Source organism: Streptomyces sp. NPDC001858, assembly GCF_053594615.1.
Map to the genome: position 1 here is coordinate 51072 of NZ_JBSFEV010000048.1, position 6931 is coordinate 58002.

9 protein-coding genes and 1 tRNA gene are annotated in these 6931 nt (G+C 71.6%); 7 read left to right on the forward strand and 3 right to left on the reverse strand.

Annotation, left to right across the window (positions count from 1 at the left end; all coding sequences use genetic code 11):
- The first annotated feature begins 138 nt into the window (after positions 1-138).
- The 3 genes from ACWCPF_RS40030 (at position 139) to ACWCPF_RS40040 (ending at position 2933) form a co-directional block, all read left to right on the forward strand.
- A complete protein-coding gene (locus tag ACWCPF_RS40030) occupies positions 139-1209 on the forward strand; it encodes a chorismate-binding protein (RefSeq protein ID WP_451050064.1) in 1071 nt (356 codons plus the stop codon).
- A complete protein-coding gene (locus ACWCPF_RS40035; protein WP_451050065.1) occupies positions 1206-2027 on the forward strand; it encodes an aminotransferase class IV in 822 nt (273 codons plus the stop codon). The genes ACWCPF_RS40030 and ACWCPF_RS40035 overlap by 4 nt, the downstream gene beginning before the upstream one ends.
- Before the next feature lie 81 nt (positions 2028-2108).
- Positions 2109-2933 (forward strand): GNAT family N-acetyltransferase, encoded by an 825-nt coding sequence (locus ACWCPF_RS40040; RefSeq protein ID WP_451050066.1) that lies wholly within the window; start codon positions 2109-2111, stop codon positions 2931-2933.
- A gap of 51 nt (positions 2934-2984) precedes the next feature.
- Here the strand turns inward: ACWCPF_RS40040 and ACWCPF_RS40045 are convergent, their stop codons facing one another.
- Positions 2985-3530, reverse strand: a complete 546-nt coding sequence (locus ACWCPF_RS40045) for a DsbA family protein (protein ID WP_451050067.1) — start codon at positions 3528-3530, stop codon at positions 2985-2987.
- A 265-nt stretch (positions 3531-3795) separates the two neighbouring features.
- On the opposite strand from ACWCPF_RS40045, the gene ACWCPF_RS40050 reads away from it, so the two are divergent.
- Together ACWCPF_RS40050 and ACWCPF_RS40055 are read left to right on the forward strand one after the other, a co-directional pair.
- Positions 3796-4242, forward strand: coding sequence for a hypothetical protein (locus tag ACWCPF_RS40050; RefSeq protein ID WP_451050068.1), 447 nt, complete (start codon positions 3796-3798; stop codon positions 4240-4242).
- A 184-nt stretch (positions 4243-4426) separates the two neighbouring features.
- On the forward strand, positions 4427-4630 hold the full coding sequence (locus tag ACWCPF_RS40055; protein WP_093774321.1) for a hypothetical protein: 204 nt from the start codon (positions 4427-4429) through the stop codon (positions 4628-4630).
- A gap of 178 nt (positions 4631-4808) precedes the next feature.
- On the opposite strand, the gene ACWCPF_RS40060 is transcribed toward ACWCPF_RS40055, so the two are convergent.
- Positions 4809-5369: a CGNR zinc finger domain-containing protein gene (locus tag ACWCPF_RS40060; protein WP_451050069.1), complete on the reverse strand. Its 561-nt coding sequence runs from the start codon at positions 5367-5369 to the stop codon at positions 4809-4811.
- Between the two features lie 277 nt (positions 5370-5646).
- Positions 5647-6060 (reverse strand): SsgA family sporulation/cell division regulator, encoded by a 414-nt coding sequence (locus ACWCPF_RS40065; protein ID WP_004002642.1) that lies wholly within the window; start codon positions 6058-6060, stop codon positions 5647-5649.
- Positions 6061-6251: 191 nt separating this feature from the next.
- On the opposite strand from ACWCPF_RS40065, the gene ACWCPF_RS40070 reads away from it, so the two are divergent.
- Both ACWCPF_RS40070 and ACWCPF_RS40075 read left to right on the forward strand, forming a co-directional pair.
- Entirely contained in the window at positions 6252-6713 is a 462-nt protein-coding gene (locus ACWCPF_RS40070; RefSeq protein WP_451050073.1) for a TIGR02611 family protein, read from the forward strand.
- A gap of 78 nt (positions 6714-6791) precedes the next feature.
- Positions 6792-6863: transfer RNA gene (locus tag ACWCPF_RS40075), tRNA-Val, on the forward strand.
- The last annotated feature ends 68 nt before the right edge of the window (positions 6864-6931 follow it).

Consider the following 6931-nt stretch of genomic DNA (forward strand, 5'->3'; position numbering starts at 1 on the left):
ATTCCCGGGCCAGCACAAAAACGCGTTTGTGCAGCGTGCTGCGCTGCGTCCGCTCGCGGACCTGGTCAGGCCCCCCGGCCGGGACATTGCGGGACATGGTCCCGTCACCTCCGGGACACCCGCCATAGACTCGACAACGTGCCCGACCTCCCACCTCTCGCCCGTTTCGGCGCCCGCGTCGCCACCGGCCTCCTCGATGTGACCAGCGATCCCGCGGCCCTCGACGGCACCGGTTTCTGGGCCGTCTGCGCCGACTTCGAGGGCCGCCTGGTGTGCGCCCGCTTCGCCGACGTGCGCGAGGAGCCCGTGCCCGCTCCGGCGCCGGGCGCGTGGCGGGGGCCGGCGGCCGGTGACTGGACGTCGTCGCTCGATCGCGTCGGGTACACGGCGGGCGTCCGCCGCATCCGCGAGCACATCGCGGCCGGCGAGGTGTATCAGGCCAATCTCTGCCGCGTGCTGACCGCGCCCGTGGCGGCCGACGCCGACGTGGACGCGCTCACCGCCCTGCTGGCCCGCGGCAACCCGGCGCCCTACGCAGGAACGATTCGCCTTCCCGCGCACGGCATCGAGACGGCCACCGCCTCCCCCGAACTCTTCCTGCGCCGCGAGGGGCGGATCGTCGAGTCCGGGCCCATCAAGGGCACCGGACGCACGGAGGCGGACCTCCTCGCCAAGGACTACGCCGAGAACGTGATGATCGTGGACCTCGTCCGCAACGACCTCGGGCGGGTCTGCGCCACCGGCAGCGTGAGCGTCCCCGACCTCTGCGCCGTCGAGAAGCACCCGGGTCTGGTCCACCTCGTCTCCACGGTCCGCGGCGAACTGCCCGACGGCGCCGGCTGGCCGGAACTGCTCGACGCCGCCTTCCCGCCCGGCTCGGTCACCGGCGCCCCCAAGTCCAGCGCCCTGCGGATCATCGAAGCCCTGGAGACGGCGCCGCGCGGCCCGTACTGCGGCGGCATCGGCTGGGTCGACGCCGACCGCGGCACGGGCGAGCTGGCCGTCGGCATACGCACCTTCTGGATCGACCGCGCCGCCGCGGACGCCGCCGTGCTGCGCTTCGGCACCGGCGCGGGCATCACCTGGGGCTCCGACCCCGAGGCCGAATGGGAGGAGACCGAGCTGAAGGCCTCCCGACTCCTCGCGGTAGCGTCGGGAGCCTACGAGGTCACGGCCTCGTACCAGGCCGAGGGAGAGGGACTGACGTGAAGATCTGGCTCGACGGCGGGCTGCAGGACACCGAGTCCGCCCGTGTCTCCGTCTTCGACCACGGACTCACCGTGGGCGACGGCATCTTCGAGACCGTGAAGGCGACGGACGGCCGCACGTTCGCGCTCACCCGCCACCTCGACCGGCTGACCCGCTCCGCGCGCGGCCTCGGCCTGCCCGACCCCGACCACGACGAGGTCCGCCGCGCCTGCGCCGCCGTCATCGAGGCCAACCCGATGCCGCTCGGCCGCCTGCGCATCACCTACACCGGCGGCCACGGCCCCCTCGGCTCCGACCGCGGCGAACACGGGCCCACCCTCGTCGTCGCCCTCGGCGAGACCACCCGGCGCGCCGACTCCACGGCCGTCATCACGGTCCCCTGGACCCGCAACGAACGCGGCGCGCTCACCGGCCTGAAGACGACCTCGTACGCCGAGAACGTCGTCGCCCTGGCCCGCGCCCACGAACACGGCGCCAGCGAGGCGCTGTTCGGCAACACGGTCGGACAGCTCTGCGAGGGCACCGGCTCCAACGTGTTCGTCGTCCTGGACGGCGAGATCCACACCCCGCCGCTCGCCTCCGGCTGCCTCGCGGGCATCACGCGCGCGCTGGCCGTCGAATGGACCGGCGCCCGGGAGACCGACCTGCCGCTGGACGTGCTGGAGCGGGCCGACGAGGTCTTCCTCACCTCCACCCTGCGCGACGTCCAGGCCGTCCACCGCGTCGACGACCGTGAACTCCCGGGCGCGCCGGGGCCGGTGACCGCCAAGGCGATGCGGATCTTCGCCGAGCGGTCCGGGGACGATCTGGACCCGTAGTACCCGTAGTACCCGCAATACGTGCTGCGGCAAGCAGAAAACGGGCTGACTTCGGCTCGTACGACGGGTAGAAACCCCCTGATGACCACGACACTGCGGCCGACCGAGCCGCTCCAGCGCGCCGCCGACGGAGCCCTGTCCCGCCACTACCAGGTGTGCGTGAACAGTCGCCCCGTCGGCGGGGTCCGCCTCTCCACCGATGCCGTCTTCGGGCCCACCGTCGCCCGCATCGAGGAGCTGCACATCGAGGAGCCGGACCGCGGCCGGGGCCGGGGCACGGTGGCCGCCCTCGCCGCCGAGGAAGTGGTCCGGGGCTGGGGCTGCGCACAGATCGAGATCAGGGTGCCCGGCGAGGCCGGCCCCGCCCTGCGGCTCGCCACGGCCCTCGGCTACGTCCACCGCAACCGCGGAATGGAGAAGCGACTCGGCACCGAGCAGCCCGCCCTGCCCGAGGGCAGCCGGGGCCGCCCCCTGACGGAGGCCGAGTTCGGCCCCTGGAAGGAGTACCACCTCGAGGGATACGCACAGACCTGGATCGAACGCGGCGTCCCCGAGACGAGGGCCCGGGAGAGGGCCCGAGCGGACTACGCGCGCTTGCTCCCCCAGGACCTGGCGACCGAGAACGCGCTGCTCAGCGTCCTCGAACACGAGGGCACCCCGGTCGGCACCCTGTGGCTCGCCCTCAGGGACGACACCGGGTTCGTCTACAACGTCGAGACCTACGACGACCAGCGCGGCCGGGGACACGGCCGCTCCCTGATGCTGCTGGCGGAGGCCCAGACGGCGGCCGCGGGCAGACCGGCGCTGGGCCTGAACGTCTTCGCGGGCAACACACCCGCCGAGCGGCTCTACGAGTCACTGGGATACGCGACGGTCGGCTACTCGATGTACAAGCCCCTGCTGTGAGGCCGCCGGGCCGCCGCCCGACGGCCCGGGGCCCTGCCGCTGACCTCGCCCCTACTGCTGCTCGGCGAGCAGCCGGTCGGCGATCTCCTCGACGCGCTCGCGCAGCCCCTCCTGGCTCTTGCCGCCGTCGAGGCGCTCGCCGCCGATGACATAGGTCGGGGTGCCGGTGACGCCGATCGCCTTCCCCTCGGCCTGGTCGGCGTCCACGATCAGGATGTGCCGGCCGTCGATCAGGGCGGTGTCGAACTCCTCGGCGTCGAGCCCGAGTTCGCCGGCGATCTCGACCAGGAAGGGTTCGCCCTTAAGGCCCAGCTCCTCGACCCGGCCCAGCACGGCCTCGACATACGGCCACCCCTTGCCCTGCTCCAAGGCCTCCTCGGCGGCCTGCGCGGCGGCGAAGGCGTGCTTGTGCTTCTCCAGCGGGAAGTGCCGCAGTCGCAGCTCCAGCCGGTCGCCGTAGCGCTCACGCAGGGCGCGCAGGTCGTCCAGGGCGCCACGGCAGTCCGGACACTGCAGCTCGCACCAGACGTCGAGCACGATGGCTGGACGGGCGGGGGAGGAGGGGACGGCGGGGGAGGAGGGGGACGAGTCGCTCATGACGTCAGTCTTCCAGTCCCCGCCCGGCCGCCCCAATCCGGACGGCTTCGACCGCACCCCGAGGAGTCCCTCGGGCGACCCCGAGGGACGCGTTCGTGCGGCACCTGCGGAGGAGCCGACCCGGAGATGTCCCTGATGTCCGCCCGGAGCATGGCCCGCGAGCGGTGCGCAGGTGCAGGATGGAAGGGGCGAAGCGCGCGCCTGACGGCTGAGGCGCCGCGTCGGTCGCAAACCTGCCCGAGACAGCCACGCCTGGAGGAACCGGATGATTGCCGAGACCGTCTGTTCCGCCGTCGCCGCGGCCGGCCTGGGCATCGCGGTGGTCACGGCCTACCGCAAGCGCTACCTGGCGGCCGCCCGCATCGCGGCCTACGCCCTCGTGCCGCTCGGCCTCGTGATGACCGGCCTCGTCGAATGGGTCGCCGACACCGCGTTCAGTCCCACTGCCTGGGCGGGCTTCGCCGTGCTCGGCGGGGCCTGGGCCCTCTTCGCCACCACCCGCGCCGTGGAGCGTCGCCGCGGCGGCACCCGCAGAGAGCGCAAGGCGGCGGCCCGCTCGGCACAGGCCGATGCGGTGGCCCCCACCGCCTCGGCGCCCTCCCTGGGCCAGGCCTCCCGCCCGGCGTCCCGCCCCGCGGCGGCGCCCCGGGCGACCGGCGGCTCCGAAGACTTCAGCGACATCGAGGCCATCCTCAAGAAGCACGGGATATGAACCGCGACTCGTGAAGTGTGGCTGGTGAAGCGTGGCTAGTGAAGCGTGATCGGTGAGGCGGGGAGGGTGACGCGGGCCGGGTGAGGCGGCCTGGGATTGAAACGACACAGTCGGCCTGCCCGTGCGCGGAAGTGATCACGCCTGAAACCGACGTCACGGAATCCGGCGAACACCCGCTCATTCCGTGCGTGTTGATCGCGCGAGGGGTGTCACCTGCGTCATCATCGCCCGCGAGATGCTGGACACGACACAGAGCGACGCCGCGCCGCCCAAGGACGAGCCGCGTGGATGCCTCTTCGCCCTTTCCCAGCCACCGCTGATGATCTTCCTTGCGGTGATCGGGTGTCTGCTGCTCATGGCTTCACTGCATGATCTGCTGCTGCTATGAGCCTTACCCGCGGTCCCCGGCGTCACCCGCCGGGGCCGCGCCGGCATCGAGAACGGGGGTGGGCCGAGGAGCGGATCGCGCGGCCCCGAGGCCGGCCGAGAGGCACTGACTACGGGCCGTGTCCAGGAGAGCCGGGCAGAGAAGCGGGGACTCGCCGGGGCGGCGGGGACGCCACCTCTCAGCCCGCGGCCTCCTTGCGGCGTGCCCGGTAGGCGGCCACGTGTAGCCGGTTGCCGCAGGTGCGGCTGTCGCAGTACCGGCGGGACCGGTTGCGGGAGAGGTCGACGAAGGCGCGTCGGCAGTCCGGGGCCTCACAGCGCCGCAGCCGCTCCTCCTCCCCGGCGACCACGAAGAAGGCCAGGGCCATCCCGCAGTCGGCCGCCAGGTGGTCGGCGACGGACGCGCCGGGCGCGAAGTAGTGCACATGCCAGTCGTAGCCGTCGTGATCGGTCAGGCGCGGGGTCGTGCCAGCGGCGGCGACCAGCTCGTTGATCAGGGCGGCGGCGGTCCTGGGATCCGGCGCCGCGAAGATCCTGGCGAACCGCCCACGGACCTTGCGCACCGCGGACAGGTCGAACTCGGACAGCACGCCGATATCACTGATTTCGTGCTTTCGTACGAAGTCTGCGAGCGTGGCGACATCCGGCAGCGCGTCCGGAGCCGTGTCGTCCTCCGGTGCGGTGTTCACCAGATCCACCACGGCATCGAGCGCGCACCGGGTGTCGTGGGTGATCAGCACATTTCGCTCCCTGGCCTGGGGGTGGGGCGGGTGCCCGCCCGATGCTGGCCGATGGTAGCGGCACCGGGCGGTCGAACCTGGTCCGATCGTGTCAAGGATTCCCTGGGCCGGGGAAGCCGGAAGGCCGAGGAACCCCGGCCCGCACAGGTTCCCGTGGCGCGCCGACGCCGTGCCACGGCAGCCCGTGGCACGGCGTCGGCGCATCCCTATTCGGTTGTCGTGGCCCGAGCCGTCTCCCCGAGTGGACGGCGCCGGGCGGCTCGGTGTGAGCCTCGCGCTAGCTTTCCGCCAGGATGTGCGAGAGCTCTTGATCGAGATCGAAGTGCCGGTGTTCCGTGCCCGGGGGCACGGCTGCGTCCGTTCGCTTCAGGAAGGACTCCAGGGCCCGCGCAGGGGCCTCGAGCAGAGCTTCCCCCTCCGGGGAGCTCAGGGCGATGCAGACGACGCCCTGACCGTGGCTGCGCGACGGCCAGACACGGACGTCGCCGGTGCCCGTCGGCCGGTGCAGGCCTTCGGCGAGGAGGTCGCGGGCGAACACCCACTCGACGGTCTCTTCGGCTCCGGTGTGGAAGGTGGCGTGCACGGCGTAGGGGTCGGCCGTGTCGTACCGCAGGCCTGCGGGGACAGGCAGGGAGGACTCGCTCGACACAACGAGGCGCAGGTGCAGCTCGCAGCTGACCGTGGTGTTCATAAGCGCCAGGGCCTTTCGCTCAGTGTGCGCTCGGGGATTCGCACGTCGGCGAAATCGACATGCCACCTACGGTGCCGTTGTAAACCCCTCTGAGTGTTTTGCGTGTCTTTACGTAACTCTTCCGGCCGAGGGTGCGTTCGCGAAGTACCACCATTCCGGTGACCGGAATCTCTCGGGTAGGGTTTGGCTGTATGAATACGGGGAGTGACGAGGTGGGCGAGGCGGTAGTGGCGGCTGACGGGTCGAAGTCGGGTGATGCGGCGGAGGAGCGGCAGGGCCAGGCGCTCGGCTCGCGGGCGCCGGAATTCGTCAAGGCGCGCCGCGCGCTGCACCTGAGCTGGCAGGTCGGGGTCTTCGTGATCGGCCTCGCCGTGGTGGGCGCCGGCATCGTCATCCTGCCGTTGCCCGGTCCGGGCTGGGTCGTGATCTTCGGAGGCATGGCGATCTGGGCGACCGAGTTCGTCTGGGCCCAGCTGGTGCTCCGCTGGACCAAACGCAAGGTCACCGAGGCGGCACAGCGCGCCCTCGACCCGAAGGTGCGGCGCCGCAACATCATCCTGACCTCGCTCGGCCTGGTGATCATCGGTGCTGTCATGGGTGTCTACCTGTGGAAGTTCGGCCTCGAGATGCCCTGGAACATCAAGGACCAGTGATCCGCCGCGGCGGCGCGGTGAGCGGTCGTCCCTGGTCACAGGCACCCCCTGACATGGGGTAATGTTCTTCCTGCGTCCGGGCGATTAGCTCAGTGGGAGAGCGCTTCGTTCACACCGAAGAGGTCACTGGTTCGAACCCAGTATCGCCCACCGGAACGTCGGGCCCGCGGCCGAAACCCCAACGCGGCCGCCGGGGGGGTGGGTACACCCCCAAAGCC

What these genes read in the sequence shown, in the direction of transcription:
- ACWCPF_RS40040 (WP_451050066.1), top strand. Translation starts at nt 2,109, where the DNA reads ATGACCACGACACTGCGGCCGACCGAGCCGCTCCAGCGCGCCGCCGAC.
- ACWCPF_RS40045 (WP_451050067.1), bottom strand. Translation starts at nt 3,530, where the DNA reads ATGAGCGACTCGTCCCCCTCCTCCCCCGCCGTCCCCTCCTCCCCCGCC.
- ACWCPF_RS40050 (WP_451050068.1), top strand. Translation starts at nt 3,796, where the DNA reads ATGATTGCCGAGACCGTCTGTTCCGCCGTCGCCGCGGCCGGCCTGGGC.
- ACWCPF_RS40065 (WP_004002642.1), bottom strand. Translation starts at nt 6,060, where the DNA reads ATGAACACCACGGTCAGCTGCGAGCTGCACCTGCGCCTCGTTGTGTCG.
- ACWCPF_RS40070 (WP_451050073.1), top strand. Translation starts at nt 6,252, where the DNA reads ATGAATACGGGGAGTGACGAGGTGGGCGAGGCGGTAGTGGCGGCTGAC.